This window comes from Streptomyces massasporeus, from assembly GCF_014648995.1.
GTDB lineage: Bacteria > Actinomycetota > Actinomycetes > Streptomycetales > Streptomycetaceae > Streptomyces > Streptomyces massasporeus.
Window position 1 is genome coordinate 144,236 of record NZ_BMSE01000008.1, and the last position, 26,264, is coordinate 170,499.

The following is a 26,264-nucleotide window of genomic DNA, read 5'->3' on the forward strand; positions in this document are numbered from 1 at the left end:
ATGGGACGTATCGACTACCTGCACGACCCGGACGCGCCGCCGGCCAACTCGGTCGTGCCGTCCGTCGTCGCGTTCGTGCAGAACGACGCGGGCCAGGTATTGATGATCCAGCGCTCCGACAACGGGCGCTGGGCGCTGCCCGGTGGCGGTCACGACGTGGGGGAGTCGATCAGCGACACCGTTGTGCGTGAGGTCTGGGAAGAGACCGGGATCGAGGCGGAAGTCGTCAACGTGTCCGGGGTCTACACAGACCCCGGACACGTGATGCAGTACGACGACGGCGAGGTGCGCCAGCAGTTCAGCATCTGCTTCCGCGCGCGGCCGGTCGGCGGCGAACTCCGTACGAGCAACGAGACGACTCAGGTCCGCTGGGTCGACCCCGCGGACCTGACGACGCTGGACGTGCACCCCACAATGCGGCTCCGGATCGAGCACGCCATGGATCGGGCGCGCACGGCTCCCTACATCGGCTGACGCTTGGCCGCGGCGACGCGTTCGAGCACGCGGGACGTGCAGGCCAGGATCTCGGGCTCGGCACGGCGGATGAACTGCCCGATCAGGCTGTCGGGCCCCTACCGTCCGGCGATCTCGTTGATCCGGTCGATCGGGTTCGTGGACGTGCCGTCCGGCGTGGTGTTCATGTCGCAGTAGCAGAGCGCGTCGTTCAGGTGCGCGCTCTCGCGGGGGAACTCGACCTCCAGCTCCTCGCGCATGCCGCGCGCTTCCGCTCCATCCAGGCGCAGGAGTGGTGGGCGACCAGGTTGATGACCCGGTTGTCGGCGCCAGCCACGTCTCGGAGGTAGCGGGCCCCGTCCAGCGGGTGGAAACCGGTCTTGGCCAGGTCTGGCGCGTAGCCGATGTCATGCAGGACCGCGGCGGCCTCCAGCAGATCGGCGTCCTGGTCGAGAACGAGTGCGATTGTGCGGGCCCTCTCGGCGACTCCGAGGCAGTGCTTCCACCGCCGCGGCAGCGGCTCGGCGAGCAGTGACTCAGCCAGGGGATAGGCCCACTCAGCCAACTTCGGCAAGCTACGAACGCTCCTCTCGCGTCGGCACAGCGCGGACCGTCCGCACCTTGCCCTGTCCGCCCCCGGCCAGCACACCGGCGGCCTCCAACTTCTCCAGTGCTTTGGTGATCGTGGGACGGGAGACCCCGAAGCGTTCGGCTAGCACGGAGGCGCTGGGAAATGGTTGTCCCGCTTCTAGTCCGTCAGCCCTGATGATGTCCGCTGTCCGCTGATCGAGCGGGCGCCGGTCGACCTGCTGGCTCGCCCGCACGATGCGCCACCGCCCGCCCGGGAACGGTTCGGCCACTCCCTCCTGCTTCAGCACGGCGAACGCGCGGAGCGCGACCCCACGCGAGACGTTGTAATGGCTCATGATCTCGGCCAGGGAAGGGAGCTCCGTCACCTCAGGGTCCGCATTAATCCACGCCTTCAACGTGTCGGCGATTATCAGGAAGGTCCCCCGAGGGTTGGCCTGCTGCGACACCCGCTCTCCCCTCTGCTGGTTCACGGTCCCAAGAGTCCCACGTGCGTCGCCTCCCTGCGGAGGCCGACAACCTTCAGTTCGTGCATGCAGGATGAGCAGCCCTCTGCAAAGTGATCTGCGTCATATGGCGTCGCCTTGGTGGGGCTGCGTGATGAATATGTTAGGCAAATGGTGCCGCAGTCGAAGGGCCGTGGCGTGTTCCTCTGGCGTCTCTCGGGCACTCCAGGCCGCCCTGGACTGGCTGGGCGGCGGAGTCCCCTGCCTCAAGCGCGACCTCGGGAAACTAGGGGTTTCGCTGTCTGCGTTAGTGCTTTGCAGCGCTAATGACTAGCGGCGAGTTGGCCCTAGTTAGCCCTAATCAAACCCACTCTATGGCAACAATGGTTGCGCTGAAGCAAATTCCCCGAGCAAATCGATCATGATCGCAGGTCATGGTGGCGTTAACTGGTGTGCGGCCTTCTGGCTCTTTTTCGGAGCCCAACCTGCTTATGCTTAGGCCTGGTTCTTCCTCCTCGAAGTCCCGCAGACCCGTTCGCTATTAGAGGCGAACCCCTGGGTTGTACTCAGGGTCACTCCGGGATGGAAGGGAGAGGCGCTAGGTGGCCGAGGAGCAATTCCCCGACGATCGCTGCACGCGGTGTGGACGCCGCCTGTCGTTCAGGCAGGCGGTAGTGGACTGGGTGCCAGTGATCGTGGTGGTCATCAAGGAAGTGGTGCAGTACCTCTCGTCGTGATGAGAGAGCGTGGACCCGCCGGTGGGCTCAGGGAACGAGCCCGACCGAATGATGGCCGGCCGGGCTCGTGATCTGCACCCTCTGGGGCCTGACGCTGCACCACCAGCGTCGGGCCCTTCCTCGTCTCTTAAGGCTTGCGAGGGGGCAACTGCATCGTAAGCCATTAACGGACCGCGCAATGCAATGCAATGCAATGCTTTACGGCGCCCCGTAGCGACCGGCGACCATGGGAAGCGTTAAACGACTCGCGCACCCCCGCTCCCGCGCCGCCTGGTCAGGCGAGCGTCCCTGGCACCTCCGCTAAACGTTTCGCGTAGGTCGTCGGTTCGAAGTCGACAGGGGGATCCCTTGAACCCTCAGGTCGGTTGTGGTCCGACCTGGGGTTTCGCCGTCAGTGGTTGTCAACGGGTGTGACGGCGGGACCTATGGTCCAGCGTCTGGTGGGAACTCGGCATTCGCTCGGGATGCGGCTGCTGCTTCGTCGTCGCCGGCGCGAGTGTAGGCGGCGGCGGACTGTTCCCATGCCGCCCTAACCCGGGACGGGTCGGCACCGGATGCGTTCAGGGTGGTGGCGAACTCGGCCCATGCTTCGCCGGTAAGCGCCCAGTCGTCTTCGTGCGCCAGCATGGCAACCGCTTTCTCACCGGCTGCGATCGCCTCCGCGTATCGCTTCAGGCCTCGATGGTCGGTGCCGAGGTTATTCCAGACGATGGCTTGCCCGTGAGTGTCGTCGGTCTGCTTGAAGAGGTCGAGGGCGGTTTGATGGGCGTCGCGCGCATCGGTGTAGAGGTCGAGCCCCGCGAGTGCGGTGCCGAGATCATTCCAGGCAGTGGCTTCGCTGTGGGTGTCGCTGGTCTGCTTGAAGAGGTCGAGGGCGGTTTGGTAGGCCTCACGTGCTTCGGTATGGCGCTTGAGCTCCTGGAGTGCGCTGCCGAGACCCTTCCAGGCCCTGGCTTGACTGTGGGTGTCGCTGGTCTGCTTGAAGAGGTCGAGGGCGGTTTGGTAGGCCTCACGCGCTTCGGTGTGGCACTTGAGCTTCTGGAGCGCGGTGCCGAGGTTGCTCCAGGCGATGGCTTGCCTGTGGGTGTCCTCGACCTGTTTGAAGAGGTCGAGGGCGGTTTGGTAGGCCTCACGCGCCTCAGCGTGGCGCTTGAGCTCCTGGAGCGCGGTGCCGAGGTTGCTCCAGTCCCTGGCTTGCCCGTTGGTGTCGCCGATCTGCTTAGAGAGGTTGAGGGCGGTTTGGTAGGCGTCGTGCGCATCGGTATAGCGCTTGAGCCCCGAGAGCGCGATGCCGAGACCATTCCAGGCAGTGGCTTCGCTGTGGGTGTCGCTGGTCTGCTTGAAGAGGTCGAGGGCGGTTTGGTGGGCATCGTGCGCTTCGGTGTAGCGCTTGAGTTTGACGAGTGCAGAGCCGAGGTTGCTCCAGGCGCCAGCTAGATTCAAAGCGTCACCGAGTGCCTGGCACGCTTCGAGTGCGTGGGCGCTGACGGTCACCATGTCCTGGTGTCGCCGTCGCCATTCCAGGTAGCGACCGAGGGAGAACCCTAGATCCACGGCCGTCTGAGTGCCGGCATAGGTTTGGGTTGCGGCGAGGAGGTTCTCGCGTTCGGCGTCGAACCACGCCAGCGCCTGCTCCCGTCCGGAGAACAGCGTCGACACGGCTTCGCCGGGGAGTCGGAAGTGGGTGTCGGCCGCTTCGGCATGGCGGACGTAGTGGTCAGTGAGTCGGGTTCGGGCCTGTTCGTACCGTCGGCGGGGAACTCGTCCACGGTCCATGGCGATGCGGGCCAGTTCCTGGGCGTGGACGCGCAGGAGGTCGTGCATGGACCAGCGGTCGCGCGCCTCGCTGTTCTGGGCGAGCAGGCGTGCTCGGACGAGCTGTCGCAGCACCGGAGTGATCTTGTCGGCTGGCTGGCCGGTAAGGGCTGCGACGGCGGGGGTGGAGATGTCCGGGCCAGGGTGGAGCCCCAGGAGGCGGTAGAGGTCGGCCTCCTGATGGGAGAGGCGAGTGAGGCATTCGTCGAAGACGGCGCGCAGGTTGCGTTCACCGTCGTCCAGGCCGCCGAGGCGGGTGCCGGCGTCCGTGAGCATCCGCACACGCTCGGACAACGGCTGGTCGGGATCGTCGGCGAGGAGAGCGGCGGCGATCTGCAGCGCCAGGGGCAGGTAGCCGCAGAGCGCAGCGAGTTCCTCTGCGGCCGCGGGCTCGTCCTCCACCCGCCGGTCGTCGGGGTCGGCGACCTCCAGCCGCTGGTGCAAGAGGTCGACGGCGGCATCTGGCTGGAGAGGGTGAAGGTTGAACAGGCGGGCGCCGAGGCCTGGCAGGGTGTGTCGCGAGGTCACCAGCACGGCGTGGTGACGGGCCGGCAGCAGCGGCCGGACCTGGTCCGAGGTCGAGGCGTTGTCCGCCAGGATCAGAACCCGCTGCTCCTCCCGCGCCAGAGCATCGAGTTGGGACCGGTACAGCCCCTCCCGCTCGTCCAGCGTGGGCGGGATGTGTTCCGCCGCGACGCCAAGGGCTCGCAGTAGCGCCTCCAGGGCGTCCTCCGGCGGGACCGGGGTCGGGTCGTAGCCGCGCAGGTTCACCATCTGCACCGCGGTGAACCAGCCCTTATCGAGCGCGGCATGCCCCACGGCATGGGCGAGGGTGGTCTTGCCCACACCCGGCAGCCCCGCGACCGACCCGACCGCCGCACCCGAACCGATCCCGGGATCGAGGATGGACAGGATCTTGGCGATCTCGTCGTCGCGACCGGTGAACTCCTGTGGCAACCCCGGCAGAGAGTTCAATGCGGTCGGCACTGCCGCGTACGCCTGCACATTGATCTTCGTGGTCTGTGTTCCGCTACCGAGCACCTGGCTGCGCTCGAAGGACGCCCCCGCGAAACTGCTACCGGTGCGTTGTCCCAGCCGGGGACGTTTGTCCTTCTTCCCGCTGCTCTTGCGCTTGCCGGACGTCTTCTTTGCCCCCATGCCTGCCGCCCGTACAGCTACCGGTTGATCGTGTTGTTCTGCGTGCCGCTTCCCAGAACCTGGCTGTCGGTGAACGTCGCGTTGCTGAAGTCGTTGTGTGTCGTGTTCGCCGGGGCGTGGTCTCGCGCCTGCTGGACCAGAAACTGCAGCTCAGCGGCTACCTGCTGCCGCTCCTCATCTGGGAGTTGCTCGAGGAGCATCTCCAGGCGGGTCTGCCAGCGGGTCGCCAAGACGGTCTGCACCCGCTCCGACCCGGCTCCGTCGCCGGCCGCCTCCAGCTCGGCCCGGGTCTGCTCGAGCCGCTCCAGCTCGGCCTGCTCCCGCCCTGCTTCGCCACGACCGAGGATCCGCGCGACACCGCTACGAATCCCGGCCCACGCGTCTGTCCCCGCCGCCTGCACGATCGCCCCGCCACCGGCCGCAGCCACCGCGATCAGTCCCTCGACCAACACGACAACACCCCCACGCATCAACGGACAAGAAGCTCAGCATAGGACGAGACCCCCCACCCGATGAGCCGAACCACCAACCCGCGCCCACCTGCCCTGACGCCTCGGCCGAGGAGCTACCAAGCCACGCGACCTGACGATGGGCTGCCCTGGACCTACTGCTTTGCGTAAGCAGCCGTGGGCTCATTCTTGGTCTCAAACCGCCCTCGATCCAAACTCGTCCATAGACGTCCACCCAGCTCCGGCAGGGGCCGTGAGCAGGTTCGACGCCCGGCTCCTGGACTTGAGTGGACGCCCGCAGAACGAGATCCGACAACTTGTAATGCGTAGGTCGTCGGTTCGAATCCGACAGGGGGCTCTGCTGAAACCCCAGGTCGGAAGTGGTCCGACCTGGGGTTTTGTCGTTCAGTTCGCGTGGTGGCGACGCCGGGGCGCGTCGGAGGAGCGGCGGCACAGTTCAACGCACGTGGCCGCGGAGCCGTCGGGCGATCTCCAGCTGTTCGTCGTCGACGGGGCGGGCGTCCTCGATGTCCCACAGGGTGTTCTGGAGGAGGCGGGCCAGGGTCCAGGCGTGGGCTCGGGGGCGGTCCAGGGCGAGGACGTCGGTCATGGCGTCGAAGCGCCAGAGGATGTCGTCGGGGTCGTAGCGGTTGTCGAGGGCCGGCCACAGTTCGAAGCCGGGGTCGCCGGCGAGGGGCTTGGGGTCGATCGCCAGCCAGGGGGCGCGGGTGGTGGCCAGGACGTTCTCGTCGTGGAGGTCCCAGTGGAGGAGGCGGTCGCCCGGGTCGTCCACGACCTCGCGTACGGCGGCCGCGCAGTCGGCGACCAGACGGCGGGCCTCGGGGTCGGGGATGCGGGCGAGGGCCCAGGGGGTCCGGTCGAGCATGCCCTGCGCGATGTCGCCGAGGCGGCGCATGCCGGGCGGGGCCGGGAAGGACGTGAGGTGGGCCAGGAGCTCGGCGATGGTGACCACGGCCTGGTGGGGGTCCGGCAGGTGGGACAGCATGCGGGTCTCGTCGAGGCGCTCCAGCAGCATGGTGCCGGTGGGCTCGTCGAGGTCGAGGAGGCGGACGGCTCCGTCGCCGTTCCAGACCCGCAGCGCGACCGGTTCGCCCTCGCTCTCCTCGTCGAGGATCTGGAGCTTGAGGACCGCCGGGGTGCCGTCGGCGGTCCGGACGACCGGGACGACCAGGGCGGAGACGCCGTGCATCGGGGGGCCGTCGGGCTTCAGGTCCCAGTGGTCGAGGAAGCGGGCCGTCCGATCGGGCAGCCCGGCGATGAAGGCGCGGCCCGCCTCGCCGTTGAACTTCGCCTGTGATGCCGCCAGTTCCCGGGGAATGTCGATCACTCCCGGCACGGTAGTGGGGCGCGCGGGGTGGGGCATGCGAATTTCGCCCCGGTTCCCCGGTTCCCCGGTTCCCCGGCTCCTCGGTTCCCCGGCTCCCCGGCTCCCCGCCCCTCAGGCCACCGGTTCCGGCATCGGCGTGGCCGCCGGGGTGCCGTGTTTCGGGGCCTTCTTCGTCACCATCAGGCCCGCGATGAGCCCGGCCAGCAGCATGATGCCGGCGGCCCACCAGATGGCGACGGTGTAGCCGTGGACGACGCCCTCCCGCATCACCCGGGTGCGGTCGGACGGGTCGGTGAGGTGGGCGGTGACGTACGTGGCGGTGCTGGTCGTCGCGATGGTGTTGAGGAGGGCCGTGCCGATGGAGCCGCCGACCTGCTGCGAGGTGTTGACCGTCGCGGAGGTCACGCCCGAGTCCTGCGGGGCGACGCCCGCGGTGGCGGTGGCGAAGACCGGCATGAACGTCAGGCCCATGCCGAGGCCGAGCAGCAGCAGGGCGGGCAGGATCTCGGAGGCGTAGGAGGAGTGCGTCGTGATCTGGGTGAGGAGGACCATGCCGGTCGCGGCCAGGACCATGCCGGGGACCATCAGCATGCGCGGCGGCACGCGCTGGAGGAGCCGGGCGGAGATCTGGGTCGAGCCGATGATGATCGCGCCGGTGAGGGGCAGGAAGGCCAGGCCCGTCTTGACGGGGGAGTAGGCGAGGACGGCCTGGAGGTAGTACGTCATGAACAGGAACAGGCCGAACATGCCGATCACGGCCAGCGCCATGGTCAGGAAGCAGCCTGCGCGGTTGCGGTCGCGGATGATGTGCAGCGGCAGCAGCGGGCTGGGCGCCCGGGACTGCCACCACACGAACACCGCGAGCAGCACGATGCCGGCGGCGAACAGCGACAGCACCATCGGGTCGCTCCAGCCCCGGGACTCGGCCTCGCTGAAGCCGTAGACGATCGCGACGAGGCCGCCGCAGCCGAGCAGGACGCCGGGGACGTCGAGGCGGGCGCCGGCGTGGCCGGGGCGGTCGTGCAGCAGGGCGAGGGCGCCGAACACGGCGACGATCGCGATGGGCACGTTGACGTAGAGGCACCAGCGCCAGTCCAGGTACTCGGTGAGCAGTCCGCCGACCATGAAGCCGATCGCGGCGCCGCTGCCGGCCAGGGCGCCGTAGATGCCGAAGGCCTTGCCGCGCTCCTTGGGGTCGGTGAACGTCGTGGTCAGCAGGGACAGCGCGGAGGGGGCCAGGACGGCGGCGAAGGCGCCCTGGAGCGCGCGGGCGCCGAAGAGCATGCCGGCGTTGGTGGCGGCGCCGCCGAGCGCGGAGGCGGCGGCGAAGCCGATCAGCCCGATGACGAAGGTCCGTTTGCGGCCCACCAGGTCGGCGATCCGGCCGCCCAGCAGGAGCAGCCCGCCGAAGGCGAGGGTGTAGGCGGTGATCACCCACTGCCGGTTGCCGTCGGACATGCCGAGGTCGCGCTGTGCGGAGGGGAGGGCGATGTTCACGATGGTCGCGTCGAGGACGACCATGAGCTGGGCCAGGGCGATGACGACCAGGCCCCACCAGCGGCGCGGGTCGGTGTCCACGGGAGGGCCCTGTTCGCCTGTCCGGGTGACACTCATCTCGTCAGAAGACCATGGATCCGGGCGGCCTGCATCCGCGGATTCGTCGCCGCTGGTGGGGCGTCGGGTCATGGCTCCAGAACCACCTTTCCGACCGTGCCGCGGGTCTCCAGCGCGCGGTGCGCGGCCGCGGCCTCGGCGAGCGGGAAGCGCTGCACGGCTGGGGTGAGCCGGCCGGCGGCGGCCTCGGCGAGGGCGCGCAGTTCGAGGGTGCGGACGGGGTCGGGACCGCCGGCCTTCCCCAGCATCACCGGGCCGAGGACCTGCTCGGAGACGCCGTCGACGAGGTAGGGCTCGCCGTCCCGGATGCCCTCGCCGGACCAGCCGAAGACGATGTGCTTGCCGCCGGGGCCGAGGAGGCCGACGGCCTCGCGGGCGATGTCGCCGCCGACGCCGTCGAAGACGACGGTCGCGGCCCGGCCGCCGAGATGCGCACGCACCTTCGCGGGCCAGGCGGGGTCCTTGTAGTCGACGGCGAGATCGGCGCCGCCCGCCTCGACGCGCGCGGTCTTCTCCGGCCCGCCCGCGAGGCCCACGACGGTCGCGCCGGCGTTCTTGGCGTACTGCACGAGAAGGGTGCCGATGCCTCCGGCCGCGGCCGGGACGATCACCACCGAGTCGGGGCCGAGCTCGGCGAACTGGAGGATGCCCATCGCCGTACGGCCCGTGCCGATCATGGCGACTGCCTCGGCGAAGTCCAGGTTGCCGGGGATCTCGTGCAGGCGCACGGCCTCGGTGACGGCCAGTTCGGCGTACCCGCCGGGGACGAAGCCGAGGTGGGCGACGACCCTCTTGCCGAGCCAGTCGCCGGCGACGCCCTCGCCCAGGGACTCGACGACCCCGGCGACCTCGCGGCCGGGGATGGTGGGCAGCGGAGTCGGCTCGGCCGCCGGGCCGCCCCTCATGCCCTCGCGCAGGGCGGCGTCGAGGAGGTGGACGCCCGCCGCCCGTACGGCGATGCGGACCTGGCCGGGGCCCGGCCGGGGGTCCTCGACCCGCTCGTGGGTGAGGTTCTCGGGCGGGCCGAAGGCGTGCAGCCGGATGGCGTGCATGGCGACTCCTCTGGTCGGGCGTTCGGTGTCTTCCGGTCGGGCGTGCGATGCGACCAGCCTTCAACCTCAAGCTTGCTTGAGGTCAAGCTCGCGTCGTCCGAGGGCCAGCGAGACCGCCGTCAGGGCGCTGTTGAAGGACACCTCCGACAACACACCGGGGGCCGCGACCTGGTCGCCGGCGAGGTAGACCCCGTCGCCCCGGTCCACGGCCGGCCGGTCGCGCCAGCTGGTGCCGGGCGGATCGACCGCGCCCGTACGGCCGCTCGCCACCGACTCGCGCCGCCAGGTGACGCGCTCGCGCCAGCCGGGGAAGCCCAGGTCGAGCAGCTGCTCGGCACGGGCGGTGCCGTCGGCCTTGGACTCGTGCGGGGCGAGGGGGATCTGACCCTGGATCAACTGCTCGCCGGCCGGGGCGAGGCCGCGGTCCTGGGCGGTGAACCGCTCCAGCCAGCCGGGCGCGTCCAGGTCGGAGACGACGAAGGCGTCCCCGCGCCGGGTGCGTACGGCCAGGTCGACGAGGGCGGTACGGCCGCTCGGCCAGGTCAGGGAGTCGTCGCCGAGCAGGCGGCGGGCGGCGTCGAGGGAGGTGGCGACGACGACGGGCGTGTCCGTGGGGAGCGTGTCGACGCGGGACAGCGTCTCCATCCGAACGCCCAGGTTCCAGGCGCGGGCGGCCATCCGGTCGACGAGGCTCGCCCAGCCGCCGCGCGGGTAGTGCGCCTCGGGCGGCAGCTTGGTGGCGCGGCGCAGCCGCTCCTGCACGAACGCGGCCGACAGGGATCCGGGGTCGTGGTGGAACAGGGCGACCGCCGAGTAGTGGGCGGCGGCCCGGGCCCCTTCCTCGCCCGCGATGTCCGTCGCCCAGGTCAGGAAGTCGGCGTCCACGGGCGCCTGACGGCCCGTCCGGCGCAGCAGCTTCAGCATCGCGAAGGGCGGGGTGCGGCGCAGCACGCCCTGGTGCCGCAGCCGGAGCCGGGCGGCCTCCAGGGGCGGGAGCGGGGCGAGCGGGCCGATGAGGTCGCGCTGCTTGAGCCAGGCCCAGTGCGGGCCGCCGTTGTAGAGGGCGTGCGGGCCCTCGTTGGTGCGGTAGGGGCCGTCGGCGGTGCGCGCCCGGCCGCCGAGGGTGTGATGGGCCTCGTGGATGGTGACCTTGGCGCCCGCCTCGGCGGCGGTGATGGCCGCGGTCAGTCCGGCGAGGCCGCCGCCGATGACGGTGATGCGGTGCATGGCTGGGGATCTCCCTCGGGTCGGGGTCGCCTTCTGTGAGTACGACCGGATGACGGCACCGGAATGTGACATCACCGGTGTCCGTGCAGGTCAGGGCCGGTTGTCAGTGGCGGGGTGCAGCATGGGGACATGGCGAGGAGAGCGGCGGGCGGTACGGGTGTGAAGGGCGCGCGGCGACCGGAGGTGCGGCTGCCGGAGCTGGAGCCGTACGAGGGCGGCGGGCTGGAGCCGGACGGGGACTACGACGGGCTGGACTTCCGGGAGGCCGACTTCTCCGGGCAGGACGGGTCGGGCGCCCGTTTCATGGACTGCGCCCTGACGGGCTGCGCGCTGGACGAGACCCGGCTGCGGCACGCCCGCGTCCTGGACTCCACCCTCACCGGCGTCCGCGGCGTCGGGACCGACCTCGCCGAGGCGACCCTGCGCGACGTGGAGCTGACCGATGCCCGGCTCGGCGGGCCGCAGTTGCATGGGGCGGTGCTGGAGCGGGTGCTGATCCGCGGCGGCAAGATCGACTATCTGAACCTGCGCACGGCCCGGCTCAGGGACGTCGTCTTCGAGGGCTGCGTCCTGGTCGAGCCGGACTTCGGCGGCGCCCGCCTGGAGCGCGTGGAGTTCGTCGACTGCGCCGTGAAGGGCGCCGACCTGCACGCGGCGACCCTCACGGACGTCGACCTGCGCGGCGCCGCGTCCCTGGAGATCACCCGCGGGCTGGACCGGCTGTCGGGGGCGGTGATCAGCACGGCTCAACTCCTGGACCTGGCACCGGTGCTGGCCGCGCAGTGGGGGATCAGGGTGGAGGGCTGACGGTGTTTCTCACCTCCCGTACCAGCCCTCCGATCCCGCCTGCTCCGGGCAGTCGTAGGACTGGTGCAGCCCGATGAGGGCGTTGACCAGGCGCGGATCCAGGTCCTGCCTCAGCACCTGGTAGTCCTCGGCCACCGCGCGGAAGACGAGATGGACACGGCGTGAGGTGTCGCGCCAGATGATGCGTCGCGGCGGGCGGAATCCGTCGTCGATCTCCGCCATGAGCGCCAGGACCAGGAACAGCAGGTAGACCGGCAACCCCAGCGGCCACCACAGCAACCACGACACCAGTCGGCCCTCGTGCCCCCGCAGCACCGGGCCGGCGACCGGTTCCACCGTCCAGCGCTTGCGGCCCCAGCGGAAGGCACGGCGGCGCCGCAGAGTGATCCGCCCGAGTGGCGCACCGTGGTGATCCAGCACCTGGTACACCGCTGGGCGCCCGCTCAGCCGTGAGCCCAGAGCCTGCTCGGTGACCACGCGGGCGAGGGGTGTCCAGTCCTCGGCGCGCAGATGGAAGGCCCGCAGCGAACGGAGCCGGTCCGAAGCGGGACCGTCGGGGTCACGGAAGAGCCGGACGGACGTGCCCTGAACCGGCCCTTCACCGCTGACGACGGCCGGTGGACTGACCTTGTAGTTCATCCCGTAGGTCACGCGCCCCTGTGCCATGGTCCTTCTTCTCCCCGTGTCAGGTACCGATCACAGGTGATGGTGTCATCGAGGGTCGCCGGGGCCGGTCAGGGGAGTCTGGGAAAGCGGGCCTGGAGGGTCCAGATCGCCGGGTTCTCCGCGAGGTCGTCGTGGAGGTCGGTGAGGTCGGCGATCAGGTCGTGCAGGAAGTCCCGTGACTCGCGGCGCAGTTCGCTGTGGGAGACGGTGAGCGCGGGCTCCTCCGCGCGCATCCAGTCCGCCTCGATGTCCACCCAGCCGAAGCGGCGCTCGAACAGCATCCGGTCCGTCGACTCGGTGAAGTCCAGTTCCGCCCGCTGCGGCCGGGACGCCCGCGAGCCCGCCGGATCCCGGTCGATGCGCTCCACGATGTCGCACAGCGCCCACGCGAAGTCGAGCACCGGCACCCATCCCCAGGCTGTGGACACCTCGTGATCCGTCTTGGTGTCCGCCAGATAGACGTCCCCGCAGAACAGGTCGTGCCGCAGCGCCCGGACGTCCGCCCGGCGGTAATCCGTCTGCGGCGGGTCGGGGAAGCGGTTGGAGAGGGCGTAGCCGATGTCGAGCACGGAGGTGATGGTGTCACGCGATCGTAGGATCACGAGCGTGGCCCGATCTGTACGTCTTGTCCCCACGCTGCCCGCAGCCTCCCTGCTCGCCGGCGCGCTCGTCCTCAGCGCGTGCGGCGGCGGCGTGCACGGCACCCCGGGCGGCTCCGGCGTCCGCGACCCGTACTTCCCGAAGGCCGGCAACGGCGGCTACGACGTCACCCACTACGGTCTGCGCCTCGCCTACGACCCCGACGCCCGCCACCTCACCGGCACGGCCACCCTCACCGCCCGCGCGGAGAAGGACCTCTCCGCGTTCAACCTCGACCTGCTCGGCATGGAGGTCGAGAAGGTCGCCGTCGGCGGCGAGACCGCCCGCTGGAACCGCGCCGGGCAGGAGCTCACCGTCCGGCCGCACGGCGACATCGACCGGGACGAGACGTTCCGTGTGACCGTCCGCTACTCCGGAACGCCCGAGACCGTCACCGACCCGGACGGCTCCCAGGAGGGCTGGCTGCGCACCACGGACGGGGTGCTCGCGCTCGGCGAGCCGACGGGGTCGATGGCGTGGTTCCCCGGCAACCACCACCCCTCCGACAAGGCGGCCTACGACCTCGCGGTGACCGTGCCCAAGGGGCTGCAGGCCGTTTCCAACGGGGAGTTGCGCAGCGAGCGGACCGCGCGGGGCCGAACGACGTTCGTGTGGCACAGCGGGGAGCCGATGGCGAGCTACCTCGCCACCCTCGCGATCGGCCGCTTCGACATCAGCCGCTCCAGAGCCGGGGACCTGCCCCTGTACACGGCCGTCGACCCGGCCGAGGCGGCGGCGAGCCGGCCCGTGCTCGGGCGGATCCCGGAGGTGCTGCGGTGGTCGGAGCGGAGGTTCGGGGCGTACCCCTTCTCCTCCACCGGCGCGATCGTCGACAGCGCGGCCTCCGTCGGCTACGCCCTGGAGACCCAGACCCGGCCGGTCTTCCCCGGCGCCCCCGACATCACGCTGCTCGCCCATGAGCTCGCCCACCAGTGGTACGGCGACTCCGTCACGCCCGAGAGCTGGCGGGACATGTGGCTCAACGAGGGGTTCGCGACCTACGCGGAGTGGCTGTGGGACGAGGACCACGGCGGGGACAGCGCGCAGGAGACGTTCGACGCGGTGTACTCCGGGGCCCACTTCGACACGGAGGAGGCCGGGGAGGAGATCTGGGAGTTCCCGCCGGCGGACCCGCCGAGCGCCGGGCAGATCTCGGACCCGCCCGTGTACTGGCGGGGGGCCATGGTGCTGCAGAAGGTGCGGCAGGCCGTCGGGGACGACCGGTTCTTCTCGATCCTGCGGGGGTGGGCGGCCAGGTACCGGCACGGCAACGCCGACACCGCCGACTTCACGGCCTACGTGGAGAAGCGGGCGCCCGGGACGGACCTGGAGGGCATCTGGGACGACTGGCTGTACGGGGAGGGGAAGCCGGAGCAGCCCTGAGGCCTCACGGCCCGGTCAGTTCCTTGCGCAGGACCGCGCAGGGGCGCCCCATCTGCTGGTCCTCACGATGGTCGACGACCTCGTAGCCGAGGGCGGTCCAGAAGGCCAGGGCCTTGGGGTTGTTCGCCAGGACGGCCAGGCGGACGGCGGTGCGGCCGGCCGCGCGGAAGCGGTCCTCCACGAGTGCGGCCAGGCGGCGGCCGTGGCCCTGGCCGTGCAGGCTCGCGTCCACCATCAGCAGGCCGATCCAGGGGTCCGGGTCGGCGGGGTCGGGGTGGTGGGCGAGGGTGACGGCGATGCCGGTCAGGCGGCCGAGGCTGCGGCCGAGCAGGATCTCGGTGCCGGGTGGTTCCCATTCCTGCGCCAGGGCGGCCGCCACCTGCTCGGGGCGCACGTCCTCCGGGTCGGGGAAGTCGCCGGTGAGGCGGTGGAACGCGGAGTTGGAGGCGTAGAGGGCGGTCAGCTCCGCGAGGAGGGAATCGGCCAGAGGGCCCGCGGGCAGGGGGTCGAGGCTCATGGGGGAGACGTATCCCTGGAGGAGAGGGCTTCGATGCGCCGTAGGGGCTCGGGGTTTTGTCCGGTGCGGGTGGGGTGTGGCTTGTCGCGCAGTTCCCCGCGCCCCTGAGGGCGGAGCCCCCCGGGCGTCGCAGTTCCTCGCGCCACCTGAGGGCGGAGCCCCCCCCGGGCGTCGCAGTTCCTCGCGCCACCTGAGGGCGGAGCCCCCCCCGGGCGTCGCAGTTCCTCGCGCCCCCTGAGGGCGGAGCCCCCGGGCGTCGCAGTTCCTCGCGCCCCCTGAGGGCGGAGCCCCCGGGCGTCGCAGTTTCCCGCGCCCCCTGAGGGCGGAGCCCCCGGGCGTCGCAGTTCCTCGCGCCCGGTGAGGCGAAGCCCCCCGGGCCGGTCGTCCGGCCCGGGGGGCTCCCCGCGAAACGCTCAGGTGTCCGTCAGACGTTGACGCCGAAGTCCTGGGCGATGCCGACCAGGCCCGAGGCGTAGCCCTGGCCGACCGCGCGGAACTTCCACTCCGCGCCGTTGCGGTAGAGCTCGCCGAAGACCATGGCCGTCTCCGTCGCCGCGTCCTCCGACAGGTCGTAGCGGGCGATCTCCGCGCCGCCGGCCTGGTTGACGATGCGGATGTAGGCGTTGCGCACCTGGCCGAAGTTCTGCGAGCGGTTCTCCGCGTCGTAGATCGAGACCGGGAAGACGATCTTGTCGATGTCGGCCGGGAGGGCGGCGAGGTTGACGTTGATCGCCTCGTCGTCGCCGGCGCCCTCGCCCGTGCGGTTGTCGCCGGTGTGGACGATCGTGTTGTCCGGCGTCTGCTTGTTGTTGAAGAAGACGAAGTGGGCGTCCGAGTAGACCTTGCCCTGCGTGTTGACCGCGATCGCGGAGGCGTCGAGGTCGAAGTCCGTGCCGGTGGTGGTGCGGACGTCCCAGCCGAGGCCCACGGTGACGTCGGTCAGGCCCGGAGCCTCCTTGGTGAGCGAGACGTTGCCACCCTTGGACAGGCTTACAGCCATTGTTGGGAGTCCCTTCCCTCGTTTACGTACGGCAAAGAAGCTACAGCTACCCCCATGAACGTGGAGAGGGGTACGCGAGGTTCCAGCTCCTTTACTTTCTTTACTCGCGATTATTCGGGTGACGTGGACGGGACAGAAGCGGGAACATGGACGGCATGTCCGGTTCCCACGTCATCCGCGGCTCCGTCTCCCTGCCCGAGGCCGAGCTCATGTGGCGTTTCTCGCGGTCGTCGGGGCCGGGCGGGCAGCACGTCAACACCAGCGACTCGAAGGTCGAGCTGAGCTTCGACCTGGCGAAGACCGAGGCACTGCCCGCGGTGTGGAAGCAGCGGGCCCTGGAGCGGCTCGCCGGTCGCCTGGTCGACGGGGTCGTCACCGTGCGGTCCTCCGAGCACCGCTCCCAGTGGCGCAACCGCGAGACCGCCGCCGTCCGTCTCACCGCGCTGCTGGCCGAGGCCACCGCGCCCCCGCCCAAGCCCCGCAAGCCCACCCGGATTCCCCGGGGCATCAACGAGCGTCGGCTGCGGGAGAAGAAGCAGCGCTCGGAGACGAAGCAGGGGCGCTCCCCGCGGAACTGGGGTTAGGGGCCTACTGGCGGCTCTCCGCGGCGTCGCCGGCCCAGCTCCAGCACGCCCACGGTCTGGCCTCCGGAGGTCTCCCCGTTCGGGCGGAAGCCCAGGCCCAGGTAGAACCGCTCCGGGCCGTTGGGCCCCGGGTGCCAGGTGACGTAGAGCTCCTTGCTGCCGCGCCGGCGCAGTTCGGCCGCCACGGCCTCGACGGCGAAGCGGCCGTAGCCCTTGCCCTGCTCCTCGGCCGCGATGTTCAGCCGCCACAGGCCCGAGCGGCGGACGCTGCCGTCCTCGTACCAGTCGATGTCGAGGCAGGCCATGAGGAAGCCGACCGGCCGGTCGCCGTCGACGATCAGGCGGGGCCAGGCGACGCCGGGATGGACATAGGCCTCGGCGAGCGACTTCACGACCGGGGCGACCGCGTGTTCCTGGTCGGGGCGGACGTGGATGCCGAGGGCGGCGTCGAGATTCGCGGGGGTGATCTCTTCGAGGCGCGGGCCGGTCGTCGTCATGGGCGGACCATGGGCGTGGTCATGGGCGCACTCCGGGCGTCGTCATGGGCGCACCCTAGGCGGGCGGCTCGGCGCCCGGCCAACGGTTTCCTCAGCCCAACTTCCGGTACCTGCCGCGGAAGTACGTCAGCGGGCCGCCCTCCGCGCTGGGGACGGAGGCGGTCAGGACCCGGCCGATGACCAGGGTGTGGTCACCGGCGGCCACCCGCTGCTCGGTGCGGCACTCCAGGACGGCCAGGGCGCCGCCGACCAGCGGGGAGCCGGTGTACTCGCCGCGCGTGTACGGGATGTCCGCGAACAGCAGCCGGTCGCTGACGCGGCCCTTCATCGCGAAACGGCCCGCGATGTGCCGCTGGCTCTCGGAGAGGACCGAGACCGCCCACAGGTCCTGCTCCTCCAGCAGCTCGTCCATGCGGGAGCCCTCGCGCAGGCTCACCAGCACCAGGGGCGGATCCAGGGACACCGACATGAAGGCCGTGGCCGTCATGCCCACGTCCTCGCCGCCCGGCGCCGTGGCGTCGTCCGGGTCGAGCGGCGGCTCTTGAGCGGTCACCAGGACCACGCCCGAGGCCAGCCGGGACATGGCGGCGCGGAACTCGTCGTTGCTCACCCCCTCAGCATGCCCGGAGGCGGGCGACGGAATGATCGGGGACGTGGCAGCGGGAGTGTTCGGCACACCCGAGACGCTAATCTCCGTCCCGCGCGCCCCGCATCGGGCTCCCGCCCGATCACGGTCCTAGGACTCGCGACGGACATCGCGACGGACATCGCGCCGGACATCGCGCCGGACATCGCCACGGACATCCGCGGTCTCCCGGCGGTCACCAGGGAAATACGTGTGCGCAACCCGACAAAGTTTGCGTTCGGTAGAGCACGTGAAGAACGCAGAAACTCCTCTCAATTGTTCAGGTTTGCCTGTGACTTGAGTCACAAGGGGCAGGAATTGTTGACCCTGTGTACCGAGTGAGCAGCGCGCTGTGATTCAGTGGCGGGGAAGCTGCCAGGGCGATACGCCGACGAGAACCCTTGAATCGCTGCGAGTACTCGGGGGGAGGGCGAGCATGGAGACCGAGTCGGAGCCCTACGTCCGTCTTGCGTCCCTGCGACAACTGCACCAGGTCATGGCCGACATGAACACGGCCCGGAGCCTGGCGGACACACTGCAGACCGTCGCGGAGGGCGTCGTCGCGGCCCTCGGGTACGAGCTGGCGTGCGTGAACCTCGTACGGCCGGACGGCGACCTCGTCGTCGCCGCCTTCGCCGGGAACCCCGCCGCCGAGGCCCTCATCACCGGCCGGGTCGGCTCGCGCGAGTCCTGGGAACGCCGCCTCGGCATGGGCGAACACTGGGGCGACCTGGTGTTCATACCGCACACCGAGGGCTGGGTCCTCGACGACGACGACGTCCCGCAGTGGTACACCGACGGCCCCGCCCCCCGTTTCGAGGACGAGTGGCACCCGGCCGACCGCCTCTTCGCCCCCATGTACGCGCCCGCCCCGAAGGGCAGCGGGACGTGCGGCGAACTGATCGGCGTGCTCTCCGTGGACCGGCCGCGCAACGGCCGCAGGCCCGGCGCCTGGGGCCGCGAGGCGCTCCAGATGTACGCCTTCCAGGCCGCCATCGCGATCAGCAACGCCCGGCTGCGTGCCAACATGCAGCGCGCCCTCGTCCGGCTGGAGCGCGAGCAACAGGCACTGCGCGCCAGCGAGGAAAGCTTCAGGCAGGCCTTCGAGTACGCGCCGTCCGGCATGGCCATCGCCGAGATGGGCGGCGACCAGCACGGCCGGATCCTGCGCACGAACGACGCGCTGTGCCGGCTGCTGGGCCGCCCCGCGTCCGCGATGCGCCGCTACTCCTTCTCCGACCTGGTCCACCCCGAGGACATAGGCACCCTGCTGCGTACCTCGGCGGAGGGCGGGCGCGCGGAGCTCCGCCTCGGCCGCCGCGACGGCACGTACGTGTGGGTGTCGCTGCGCAACAGCGTCGTCGCGGACGCCGCCGACGGGCCGCGCTTCCTGCTCACCCACGTCGAGGACATCGAGGAGCGCAAGCGCCGCGAGCTCCAGCTCGCCCACCGCGCCTCGCACGACTCGCTCACCGGCCTGCCGAACTCCGCGGAGCTGCGCTCCCGCCTGTCGTCCCGGCTCTGTCAACGCGCGTCATCCCCGCACGCCGCCGTGGAATCCATCGACGCGGCCTACGGCCATCCCGCCTTCGACGTGGTCGGGCCCGGCTTCGACTTCCGGCAGGGCGCCGAGCCGTACGACGCCTACGACCACCATGTGCACACCGTCGCCCCGGACGGGAATCACGACGACGGCACCAAGGGCCTCGCCGTGCTCTTCTGCGACCTCGACGGCTTCAAGTCGATCAACGACCGGTTCGGGCACAACGCGGGTGACGCGGTTCTCATCGAGGTGGCCCGGCGGCTGAGCGGCGGCGTCCGCGACGGGGACACGGTCGCCCGGCTCGGGGGTGACGAATTCGTCATCCTGGCCGACGGGCTCGGCCGGGCCGACGCGCAGGACCTCGCGGTCCGGCTCCGCAACGAGATCATCCAGCCCATCCGTGCCGAGGGGCGGGCCGTCCGGGTGGGCGCCAGCTTCGGCATCGGATGGGCACACTGTGGAATGACGGCGGACGAAGTGTTGAAATCCGCTGACGAGCGGATGTACGTCGAGAAACGATCTCGTCCCAAACAACACAGACGCGCCGGGTGAAGCCCAGGTCAGTGAGTTGATGCGGTCTGAGTCACCCGTTTGGGTCTCTGGGAGCGGGTAGGCTCGCTTACTCACCCGTGTACCGCATGCACCGCACCTGACTGAGGAGACCAAGGGATGACGCCCGGCAACAACGGCGCGAGCACGCCCGAGGACGACGACCCGTTCGGCTATCTCTACGCCGACGGGCAGGCCAACGGAGCCCAGCCGCCGTCCGGGGGCTACGGCTACCCGAACTCGGTCAACCGGGTGCGAGCGGTCGGCACGCGCCAGTACGGCCAGCAGCCGCAGCACGCCCAGACGGCGCCGTACGGCCAGGTCCCGCAGCAGGGCACCTACAGCCAGCCGAACGCGCACTACGCCGCACCGGAGACGCTGCCCGGCGGTGCCACCACCGCCCAGCAGCAGATACCGACCGGTGGCGGTGGCGGCCGGGGTGGCCGCGGCCCGAACCACAAGGGCCTGCTGATCGGTGCGATCGCGGTGGTGGCCGCGGTCGTCATCGGCATCGGCGTGGCCATGCTGGGCGGCGACAAGGACAAGGACGACGCGTCCGACGAGGTGGGCACCGACCCGACCCAGTCCCAGGAGTCGAAGCCGAGCCCTTCGAAAAGCAAGGGCGGTGGGAGCAAGGTCGACCTGCCGGAGACCGACGCGAAGGCGTTGCGGCTCGGGCCGGGCGTTTCGACCGCGTCGGACTTCAAGGGCTCGAAGGCCGACGGCGGCGTCTATGTGACGGGCTTCAACCATGTCGGAGCCAAGGTGACCTGGACGATCAACGGCATCGAGGAGGCCGGCGACTACCGGCTCTACGCCCGCTACAGCGTTCCGGGAGTCGACGCCAATGCGACGCTGATGGTGAATGGCAAGGCGAACACCCAGCCCATGGGCCTGAAGAATTTCATCGGCTCACCGAAGGGCGACTGGGACAAGGGGTGGCAGACCTCCTGGGCTCCGATCACCCTGACCAAGGGCACCAACACGATCGAGCTCGCCTGCAACGAGGGCAATCAGTGTGACGCAGTTCTCGACCAACTCTGGGTGCAGTAGGACTCGGACAGCTGAACGGTCCGCCGGTACACATCGGCGGACCGTCCCTGTGAGGCTCGGGCTACGCGACACTAACTTCCGTAGACTGCAATCCCGGTGACGGTGCCACGGGTGTCGTCCGAGTAGGTGTGCGGCCTCAGAGTGAGCAGCTTGGTGCCGACTCCGCAGCCGGTGCCGGGGGTGATGTGCCAGAACTCGATGCTGTAAGACGTCTGGTTCGAGACGGACCGGGCAGTCTTGAAGGTATCGCAGCCGGGTGTCACAGACAGGACGGTCCTGGTCCCAGTCCTGTTCTTGCCCGACCATCCGCAGACCTTCCCTTGCGGGCAGGTCTTGGGATCAGCCGCCGCAGCCGGTGTGGCGAAAGCGCCGGACAGCAGTGCACCGACCACAGCCCCCGTCATCAGGCTTTTCTTGAGCATGCTCATATGAGATTCCCCTTGCATCTTTCGGTGCCGGTCATGCACCGAACGAATGATCATCTAATCCTCCCGCTGAGATGGGGGGAGGGGGCGTTTCTCGGCCAAACCGCATGGCAGGCCTACTCAGCGAGGGTGCACAGCTCTTACGACGCCGGCGCCGCGCTGATCATCGACACCCGTCCCAGCAATTCCTCGTACGTCGCCCGGTCGAACTCGCCTGCCACGGGTGCCAGGACCGTCGCCGCGGACAGTGCGGTGGCTCGGGTCAGGCGGGCGGGCCAGGGGAGGCGGTCCACCAGGCCTGACAGCAGGCCAGCTACCGCGGCGTCACCGGCGCCGGTGGGGTTGCCGCGGGTGTGGGCGGGTGGGGTGGCTCGCCAGCGGCCGTCTCGGGTGAGGGCCAGGAGGCCCTGCGGGCCGAGGGACGCCACGACCGCGCCCGCGCCTCGGCGGCGGGCGTCCTGGGTCGCGCGGAGTGGGTCGTGGGAGCCGGTGAGTTCCGCCAGTTCGTCGGCGTTCGGCTTGATGATGTCGGGGCGGGCCGCGACGCCCCGGCGCAGGGGTTCGCCGCTGGTGTCCAGGAGGACCGGGACCGCGAAGGAGCGGGCCGTGCGGACCAGGCCCGCGTACGCGCCCACCGGGACGCCCGGCGGCAGGCTGCCGCACAGGGCCACCGCGGAGGCGGAGGGGAGCAGGTCCTCGTAGGCCTCCTGGAAGGCGGACCACTCCGTGGGCGTGATCATCGGGCCCGGTTCGTTCAGCTGCGTCGTGTCGCCGGTGCGCTCGTCGACCACGGCGACCGTGCGGCGGGTCGCGCCCGACACCGGGACCAGCGCGTCCACCACACCCGGCACCGCCGCGAGCTTCTCCCGCACGACCCGGCCCGTCGCCCCGCCCGTGAACCCCGTCACCGTCACCTCGTGCCCGAGGGCCGCGAGGACCCGGGCCACGTTGACGCCCTTGCCGCCGGGGCGTTCCGTCACCTCGGAGACGCGGTGGGAGGCGTGCGGCCGGAGGGACCGTACGCGGTAGGTGATGTCGAGAGCGGTGTTCAGCGTGACCGTGAGGATCACCGGGCTGGCCTCCCCAGACGCGCTTGTTGCCGTGAACGTTCCCTGATCATGCCAAAGAGACGGCGGTCGGCCCAGTCCTGGAGTCGGCCACCGTCTCTCGACTGCGGGATAGATCAGCCCAGTTGGGGAGGGACCACCCATTCGCCCCGGCGCATGACGCCCTTCAACTCGTACGCGGAGTCCAGGATCAGCAGGTCGGCGTACTTTCCGGGCTCCAGTGAGCCGATCGTGTCGGCCATGCCGAGCAGGCGGGCCGGGTTGGCGGACAGGGCCGTCACCGCGTCCTCGACGGAGAGGCCGTCGACCGTGACTGCCCGCTTGAACGCACGGTCCTGGGTGAGGGTCGAGCCGGCGATCGTGCCGTCATCCACCAACCGGGCCACGCCGTCCGCGACCTCCACCTCCAGGGGGCCCAGCCAGTAGCGGCCGTCGCCGAAACCGGCCGCGTCCATCGCGTCCGTGATGAACGCGACCCGGCCGGCGCCCGCGTGATGGAACGCCAGTTGCAGCGCGGCGGGGTGGAGGTGCGTGCCGTCGTTGATCAGCTCGACCGTGATCCGCTCGTCCTCCAGCAGCGCGGTGATCGGGCCGGGGGAGCGGTGGCCGAGCGGCGGCATCGCGTTGAAGAGGTGCGTGGCGACCGTGGCACCCGCGTCGATGGCCTCCACCGTCTGCTCGTAGGTGGCGTCCGTGTGGCCGATCGCCGCGATCACGCCGTGGTCGGCGAGGAGGCGTACGGAGTCCAGGCCGCCGGGCAGTTCGGTGGCCAGCGTGAGCATCTTCGCCCGGCCCCGGGCCGCGTCGACGAGCTTGCGGACCTCCGCGGGGTGGGGGTCGCGCAGGAGGGCTTCGGAGTGCGCGCCCTTGCGGCAGGGGGAGATGAACGGGCCCTCGAAGTGGACGCCGGCGATCTCGCCCTGCTCGGCGAGTTCGCTCAGCAGGCCCGCGCGGTGGGTGAGGGAGTCCATGTCGCCGGTGACGGTGGAGGCGACCAGGGTGGTCGTGCCGTGCAGGCGGTGGGTGTGGATGCCCTTGAGGATGTCGTCGACCGAGCCGGAGGTGAAGGAGGCTCCGCCGCCGCCGTGGTTGTGCAGGTCGACGAAGCCGGGGATGACGTAGTGGCCGGATGCGTTGATGACCTGGGCGTTTTCCGGTGCCGACCGGGTGATGCGGGTGCCGTCGATGGCTACCTGGCCGTTGTGGACGGTTTCGGTCGGGAGGACCACGGTCGCGCCGGTCAGGACCGTGGGGTGTCCGGCCGTTGCGGGGTGCGGGTGCGTTGGGGCTTGTCGCGCAGTTCCCCGCGCCCCTGAGGCGTCGGTCATCAGGGGGTTACCTCCATGCGGTCGGTGTGGTCGAGGAGATCCCATGCGAGCAGGCCCGCGCCCAGGCATCCGGCTGCGTCACCCAGCGCCGCGGGGACGATCGACGGCTGCTTCTGGAAGGTGATGCGAGCGCGGATCGCTTCCCGCAGGGGTGTGAACAGGGTTTCCCCCGCTTCCGCCAGGCCACCACCGATGATCAGAATGCGGGGATCCAGCAACGTCAGGGCAGTGACCAGGCCGTCGGCCAGGGCGTCGACCGCCTCCTGCCAGACCACCCCGGCCCTCGGGTCTCCGGAGTCCACCGCCTTCGCGCAGTCCGCCGCGTCCGCGTCCGGGTCGCCCGAGGCCGCGGCCCAGGCCTCGCTCACGGCCGCCGCCGAGGCGAAGCGCTCCAGGCAGCCGTGCTGCCCGCACGGGCAGGGGGCCCCGCCGGGGCGTACGACGATGTGGCCGATCTCGCCCGCGAAGCCGTGCGCGCCCGCCTCGACCCGGCCGTCGACGCCGATGGCGCCCGCGATGCCGGTGCCCAGCGCCACGAACAGGAACCGGTCCGCGCCCCGGCCCGCGCCGACCCGCCCCTCGGCGAGGCCGCCGGTGCGCACGTCGTGGCCGAGGACGACCGGCGCGCCGAGCCGCTCCGCCAGCAGGTCGCGCAGCGGGACGTCGCGCCAGCCGAGGTTGGCCGCGTAGACGGCGACGCCGTGCGCCTCGTCGACGATGCCGGGGACGGCCACACCCGCGGCGGACGCGGGCGTGCCGAAGCGCTCGGCGCCGTACGCGCGCAGCTCGGCAGCGAAGTCGAGGATGCCCGCGACGACGGCGTCCGGTCCCTGGGCGCGTCCGGTGGCCCGGCGGGCCCGGTGCAGTACCTCGCCCCCCGGCCCGGCCAGCGCGGCCTTCATTCCGGTGCCGCCCACGTCGAGGGCGATGACATGTCTCACGGAGAACAGTGTGACCCGGGGACCCGCAAGAGGTCTAGTCCACTCACGTGGTGTAGACCTTGTTCCGCATATCGAAATGTTTCGGCGGCGGTGACGCCGGGGTTGGGGAAGAGCAGCGGTGCAGCGTCGGCGGATGGCAGGAACGATCGCGGTGGTGTCCGCACTGGGCATGACGGCGGTCCTCGGCGGCTGCGGCGTCACGGGCGGATCGGCCGACGTGACCCTGAAACTGGTCGCCGCCGACTACGGCGACAGCGCGGCCAACAGCTCGAAGAAGTACTGGGACAAGCTCGTCGAGGAGTACGAGGCCGACCACCCTGACGTCAAGGTCGACGTCAGCGTCTACTCCTGGAACGACGTCGACCGCAAGGTCAGGGAGATGGTCGCCGCCGGTGACCCGCCGGACATGGCGCAGATCGGCGCGTACGCCGACTACGCCGCCCAGGACCAGCTCTACAAGGCCGACGACCTGCTCTCCATACGCACGCAGGCCGACTTCGTGGGGCAGTTGGCCTCCGCGGGCCAGGTGAAGGGCGTGCAGTACGGGCTGCCGTTCGCCGCCTCCACCCGCGTGCTCTTCTACAACAAGACCCTCTTCGCCAAGGCCGGCATCAGCGCGCCCGAGTCCTGGGACGACCTGGCCGCGGACGCCGAGGCGCTCAAGGCGAAGGGCGTGAAGTACCCGTACGCGCTGCCCCTCGGCCCCGAGGAGGCGCAGGCCGAGACCATGCAGTGGATGCTCAGCGGCGGGGGCGGCTACACCGACGGCGTCGACAGCTACGGCCTCGACTCCCCGGAGAACATCGACACCTTCTCCTGGCTGAAGGAGGACCTGGTCGGCAAGGACCTGACCGGGCCGGTCGCGCCCGGCGAGCTGAACCGGGCCGCGGCGTTCGCCGCCTTCGCCAAGGGCCAGGTCGGGATGCTCAACGGCCACCCCTCGCTGATGAAGATCGCCGCGAAGAACGGCGTCAAGTACGGGATGGTGCCCACGCCGGGCAAGGAGGGCCCCAGCAGGTCCACCCTCGGCGTCTCGGACTGGATGACGGCGTTCCGCAAGAACGGCCACCGCGACCAGGTGGGCGACTTCCTCGACTTCGTCTACAGCGAGAAGAACGTGCTGGCCTTCTCCCGCGAGTACGACCTGCTGCCGGTCACCTCCTCCGCGTCCGGCACGATGGCCGCCTCCGACGAGGACCGGCACCTCAGGCCGTTCCTGGAGGAGCTGCTGGCCTCCGAGCTCTACCCGGTCGGCAAAACGTCCTGGGCCGACGTCAGTTCCCAGGTCAAGCAGCAGATCGGCAAGGCCGTCGCGCCCGGCGGCAGCCCCTCGGGCGTACTCGGCCACCTCCAGGCGGCGGCGGTCCGGGCGGAGAGCGCGGAGTAGCTCCGCTGTCGGTGGCAGGCGTTACGGTGCCGTGCATGGACGAGGACACGGGTGAGCAGGGGCTCGGGCGCAGGGAGTGGGACATTCTCGCGCTCGAACGCCGGGGCTTCTCCGGGCCCGGTGCGAAGGAGCGGGCGATACGTGAGGAGCTGGACCTCGCGCCTGTTCGCTACTACCAGCTGCTCAACGCCCTGCTGGATGACGCTCGGGCGTTGGCGCATGATCCTGTGACGGTGAATCGGTTGCGGCGTGTTCGGGAGCGGCGTCGGTCCGAGCGGTGAGGGGCGGGGGGCTTCTCGCCGTCGCGGGGTGCGGGTGCGTCGTGGTTGTTCGCGCAGTTCCCCGCGCCCCTGAGGGAGCGACCCT

Annotated in this window: 26 protein-coding genes and 1 pseudogene; 9 read left to right on the plus strand and 18 right to left on the minus strand. The window is 70.5% G+C overall.

Going from position 1 to position 26,264, the window contains the following annotated elements; genetic code table 11:
• Positions 1 to 474, plus strand: a complete 474-nt coding sequence (locus IE153_RS19595) for an NUDIX domain-containing protein (protein WP_189590996.1) — start codon at positions 1 to 3, stop codon at positions 472 to 474.
• Here the strand turns inward: IE153_RS19595 and IE153_RS19600 are convergent.
• Both IE153_RS19600 and IE153_RS19605 read right to left on the minus strand, forming a co-directional pair.
• Positions 462 to 1,027, minus strand: a pseudogene (locus IE153_RS19600) (HD domain-containing protein). The gene IE153_RS19595 and the pseudogene IE153_RS19600 sit on opposite strands and share 13 nt — an antisense overlap.
• 1 nt (position 1,028) lies before the next feature.
• Positions 1,029 to 1,514, minus strand: coding sequence for a GntR family transcriptional regulator (locus tag IE153_RS19605; RefSeq protein WP_308432195.1), 486 nt, complete (start codon positions 1,512 to 1,514; stop codon positions 1,029 to 1,031).
• 575 nt (positions 1,515 to 2,089) lie between these two features.
• Between IE153_RS19605 and IE153_RS42380 the strand changes: the two genes are divergently transcribed.
• Positions 2,090 to 2,224 carry a hypothetical protein gene (locus tag IE153_RS42380; RefSeq protein ID WP_268251814.1) on the plus strand — a complete coding sequence of 45 codons (135 nt, stop codon included), beginning with the start codon at positions 2,090 to 2,092 and terminating at the stop codon, positions 2,222 to 2,224.
• Positions 2,225 to 2,647: 423 nt separating this feature from the next.
• On the opposite strand, the gene IE153_RS19610 is transcribed toward IE153_RS42380, so the two are convergent.
• From IE153_RS19610 to IE153_RS19635, 6 genes are all read right to left on the minus strand, one after another.
• Positions 2,648 to 5,197: a tetratricopeptide repeat protein gene (locus IE153_RS19610; RefSeq protein ID WP_189590998.1), complete on the minus strand. Its 2,550-nt coding sequence runs from the start codon at positions 5,195 to 5,197 to the stop codon at positions 2,648 to 2,650.
• A 17-nt stretch (positions 5,198 to 5,214) separates the two neighbouring features.
• Positions 5,215 to 5,646, minus strand: a complete 432-nt coding sequence (locus tag IE153_RS19615) for a hypothetical protein (RefSeq protein ID WP_189591000.1) — start codon at positions 5,644 to 5,646, stop codon at positions 5,215 to 5,217.
• A 457-nt stretch (positions 5,647 to 6,103) separates the two neighbouring features.
• Positions 6,104 to 7,030 (minus strand): aminoglycoside phosphotransferase family protein, encoded by a 927-nt coding sequence (locus IE153_RS19620; protein ID WP_438817925.1) that lies wholly within the window; start codon positions 7,028 to 7,030, stop codon positions 6,104 to 6,106.
• 75 nt (positions 7,031 to 7,105) lie between these two features.
• On the minus strand, positions 7,106 to 8,608 hold the full coding sequence (locus IE153_RS19625; RefSeq protein ID WP_189591003.1) for an MFS transporter: 1,503 nt from the start codon (positions 8,606 to 8,608) through the stop codon (positions 7,106 to 7,108).
• 68 nt (positions 8,609 to 8,676) lie between these two features.
• A complete protein-coding gene (locus tag IE153_RS19630) occupies positions 8,677 to 9,660 on the minus strand; it encodes a zinc-binding dehydrogenase (RefSeq protein ID WP_189591004.1) in 984 nt (327 codons plus the stop codon).
• Positions 9,661 to 9,726: 66 nt separating this feature from the next.
• Complete coding sequence (locus IE153_RS19635) at positions 9,727 to 10,887, minus strand: FAD-dependent oxidoreductase (RefSeq protein WP_189591006.1); 1,161 nt, start codon at positions 10,885 to 10,887, stop codon at positions 9,727 to 9,729.
• 129 nt (positions 10,888 to 11,016) lie between these two features.
• Between IE153_RS19635 and IE153_RS19640 the strand changes: the two genes are divergently transcribed.
• The gene (locus IE153_RS19640) at positions 11,017 to 11,694 is read left to right on the plus strand and encodes a pentapeptide repeat-containing protein (protein ID WP_189591008.1); all 678 of its coding nucleotides are present in this window, start codon (positions 11,017 to 11,019) and stop codon (positions 11,692 to 11,694) included.
• Positions 11,695 to 11,703: 9 nt separating this feature from the next.
• Here the strand turns inward: IE153_RS19640 and IE153_RS19645 are convergent, their stop codons facing one another.
• The gene (locus IE153_RS19645) at positions 11,704 to 12,360 is read right to left on the minus strand and encodes a hypothetical protein (RefSeq protein ID WP_189591009.1); all 657 of its coding nucleotides are present in this window, start codon (positions 12,358 to 12,360) and stop codon (positions 11,704 to 11,706) included.
• Between the two features lie 68 nt (positions 12,361 to 12,428).
• Entirely contained in the window at positions 12,429 to 12,929 is a 501-nt protein-coding gene (locus IE153_RS19650; RefSeq protein WP_185007171.1) for a hypothetical protein, read from the minus strand.
• Positions 12,930 to 12,966: 37 nt separating this feature from the next.
• Here IE153_RS19650 and IE153_RS19655 point away from each other — a divergent pair, with 37 nt between their 5' ends.
• Positions 12,967 to 14,382 (plus strand): M1 family metallopeptidase, encoded by a 1,416-nt coding sequence (locus IE153_RS19655; RefSeq protein ID WP_229829061.1) that lies wholly within the window; start codon positions 12,967 to 12,969, stop codon positions 14,380 to 14,382.
• Positions 14,383 to 14,386: 4 nt separating this feature from the next.
• Here IE153_RS19655 and IE153_RS19660 read toward each other — a convergent pair whose 3' ends face one another.
• Together IE153_RS19660 and IE153_RS19665 are read right to left on the minus strand one after the other, a co-directional pair.
• Positions 14,387 to 14,899, minus strand: coding sequence for a GNAT family N-acetyltransferase (locus tag IE153_RS19660; RefSeq protein ID WP_189591011.1), 513 nt, complete (start codon positions 14,897 to 14,899; stop codon positions 14,387 to 14,389).
• Positions 14,900 to 15,323: 424 nt separating this feature from the next.
• On the minus strand, positions 15,324 to 15,899 hold the full coding sequence (locus tag IE153_RS19665) for a TerD family protein (RefSeq protein ID WP_033312269.1): 576 nt from the start codon (positions 15,897 to 15,899) through the stop codon (positions 15,324 to 15,326).
• A 146-nt stretch (positions 15,900 to 16,045) separates the two neighbouring features.
• Between IE153_RS19665 and arfB the strand changes: the two genes are divergently transcribed.
• Positions 16,046 to 16,483, plus strand: coding sequence for an alternative ribosome rescue aminoacyl-tRNA hydrolase ArfB (gene arfB, locus IE153_RS19670; protein WP_189591013.1), 438 nt, complete (start codon positions 16,046 to 16,048; stop codon positions 16,481 to 16,483).
• Here arfB and IE153_RS19675 read toward each other — a convergent pair.
• A complete protein-coding gene (locus IE153_RS19675; protein WP_189591015.1) occupies positions 16,480 to 16,980 on the minus strand; it encodes a GNAT family N-acetyltransferase in 501 nt (166 codons plus the stop codon). The two genes, arfB and IE153_RS19675, sit on opposite strands and share 4 nt — an antisense overlap.
• Positions 16,981 to 17,071: 91 nt before the next feature.
• Positions 17,072 to 17,656 (minus strand): flavin reductase family protein, encoded by a 585-nt coding sequence (locus tag IE153_RS19680; protein ID WP_189591017.1) that lies wholly within the window; start codon positions 17,654 to 17,656, stop codon positions 17,072 to 17,074.
• Between the two features lie 385 nt (positions 17,657 to 18,041).
• Between IE153_RS19680 and cdgB the strand changes: the two genes are divergently transcribed.
• Both cdgB and IE153_RS19690 read left to right on the plus strand, forming a co-directional pair.
• Entirely contained in the window at positions 18,042 to 19,700 is a 1,659-nt protein-coding gene (cdgB, locus tag IE153_RS19685; protein ID WP_189591025.1) for a diguanylate cyclase CdgB, read from the plus strand.
• A 117-nt stretch (positions 19,701 to 19,817) separates the two neighbouring features.
• Complete coding sequence (locus IE153_RS19690) at positions 19,818 to 20,750, plus strand: carbohydrate-binding protein (protein WP_189591027.1); 933 nt, start codon at positions 19,818 to 19,820, stop codon at positions 20,748 to 20,750.
• Positions 20,751 to 20,821: 71 nt separating this feature from the next.
• Here IE153_RS19690 and IE153_RS19695 read toward each other — a convergent pair whose 3' ends face one another.
• From IE153_RS19695 to IE153_RS19710, 4 genes are all read right to left on the minus strand, one after another.
• Positions 20,822 to 21,178: a peptidase inhibitor family I36 protein gene (locus IE153_RS19695; RefSeq protein WP_189591029.1), complete on the minus strand. Its 357-nt coding sequence runs from the start codon at positions 21,176 to 21,178 to the stop codon at positions 20,822 to 20,824.
• Positions 21,179 to 21,315: 137 nt separating this feature from the next.
• A complete protein-coding gene (locus tag IE153_RS19700) occupies positions 21,316 to 22,245 on the minus strand; it encodes a 1-phosphofructokinase family hexose kinase (protein WP_189591030.1) in 930 nt (309 codons plus the stop codon).
• A gap of 113 nt (positions 22,246 to 22,358) precedes the next feature.
• Positions 22,359 to 23,570, minus strand: a complete 1,212-nt coding sequence (gene nagA, locus IE153_RS19705) for an N-acetylglucosamine-6-phosphate deacetylase (RefSeq protein WP_229829062.1) — start codon at positions 23,568 to 23,570, stop codon at positions 22,359 to 22,361.
• Positions 23,570 to 24,511, minus strand: coding sequence for an ROK family protein (locus tag IE153_RS19710; RefSeq protein ID WP_189591032.1), 942 nt, complete (start codon positions 24,509 to 24,511; stop codon positions 23,570 to 23,572). The genes nagA and IE153_RS19710 overlap by 1 nt, the downstream gene beginning before the upstream one ends.
• Before the next feature lie 133 nt (positions 24,512 to 24,644).
• Between IE153_RS19710 and IE153_RS19715 the strand changes: the two genes are divergently transcribed.
• A complete protein-coding gene (locus IE153_RS19715; protein WP_189591033.1) occupies positions 24,645 to 25,898 on the plus strand; it encodes an ABC transporter substrate-binding protein in 1,254 nt (417 codons plus the stop codon).
• A 35-nt stretch (positions 25,899 to 25,933) separates the two neighbouring features.
• Complete coding sequence (locus IE153_RS19720) at positions 25,934 to 26,179, plus strand: DUF3263 domain-containing protein (RefSeq protein ID WP_189591035.1); 246 nt, start codon at positions 25,934 to 25,936, stop codon at positions 26,177 to 26,179.
• Positions 26,180 to 26,264 lie beyond the last annotated feature (85 nt).

Coding starts and splice junctions, on each gene's coding strand:
- IE153_RS19620 (WP_438817925.1), bottom strand. CDS start 7,030: ATGCCCCACCCCGCGCGCCCCACTACCGTGCCGGGAGTGATCGACATT.
- IE153_RS19595 (WP_189590996.1), top strand. CDS start 1: ATGGGACGTATCGACTACCTGCACGACCCGGACGCGCCGCCGGCCAAC.
- IE153_RS19625 (WP_189591003.1), bottom strand. CDS start 8,608: ATGAGTGTCACCCGGACAGGCGAACAGGGCCCTCCCGTGGACACCGAC.
- IE153_RS19640 (WP_189591008.1), top strand. CDS start 11,017: ATGGCGAGGAGAGCGGCGGGCGGTACGGGTGTGAAGGGCGCGCGGCGA.
- IE153_RS19630 (WP_189591004.1), bottom strand. CDS start 9,660: ATGCACGCCATCCGGCTGCACGCCTTCGGCCCGCCCGAGAACCTCACC.
- IE153_RS19690 (WP_189591027.1), top strand. CDS start 19,818: ATGACGCCCGGCAACAACGGCGCGAGCACGCCCGAGGACGACGACCCG.
- IE153_RS19675 (WP_189591015.1), bottom strand. CDS start 16,980: ATGACGACGACCGGCCCGCGCCTCGAAGAGATCACCCCCGCGAATCTC.
- IE153_RS19720 (WP_189591035.1), top strand. CDS start 25,934: ATGGACGAGGACACGGGTGAGCAGGGGCTCGGGCGCAGGGAGTGGGAC.
- cdgB (WP_189591025.1), top strand. CDS start 18,042: ATGGAGACCGAGTCGGAGCCCTACGTCCGTCTTGCGTCCCTGCGACAA.
- IE153_RS19695 (WP_189591029.1), bottom strand. CDS start 21,178: ATGAGCATGCTCAAGAAAAGCCTGATGACGGGGGCTGTGGTCGGTGCA.
- IE153_RS19610 (WP_189590998.1), bottom strand. CDS start 5,197: ATGGGGGCAAAGAAGACGTCCGGCAAGCGCAAGAGCAGCGGGAAGAAG.
- arfB (WP_189591013.1), top strand. CDS start 16,046: ATGGACGGCATGTCCGGTTCCCACGTCATCCGCGGCTCCGTCTCCCTG.
- IE153_RS19665 (WP_033312269.1), bottom strand. CDS start 15,899: ATGGCTGTAAGCCTGTCCAAGGGTGGCAACGTCTCGCTCACCAAGGAG.
- nagA (WP_229829062.1), bottom strand. CDS start 23,570: ATGACCGACGCCTCAGGGGCGCGGGGAACTGCGCGACAAGCCCCAACG.
- IE153_RS19635 (WP_189591006.1), bottom strand. CDS start 10,887: ATGCACCGCATCACCGTCATCGGCGGCGGCCTCGCCGGACTGACCGCG.
- IE153_RS19715 (WP_189591033.1), top strand. CDS start 24,645: ATGGCAGGAACGATCGCGGTGGTGTCCGCACTGGGCATGACGGCGGTC.
- IE153_RS19645 (WP_189591009.1), bottom strand. CDS start 12,360: ATGGCACAGGGGCGCGTGACCTACGGGATGAACTACAAGGTCAGTCCA.
- IE153_RS19660 (WP_189591011.1), bottom strand. CDS start 14,899: ATGAGCCTCGACCCCCTGCCCGCGGGCCCTCTGGCCGATTCCCTCCTC.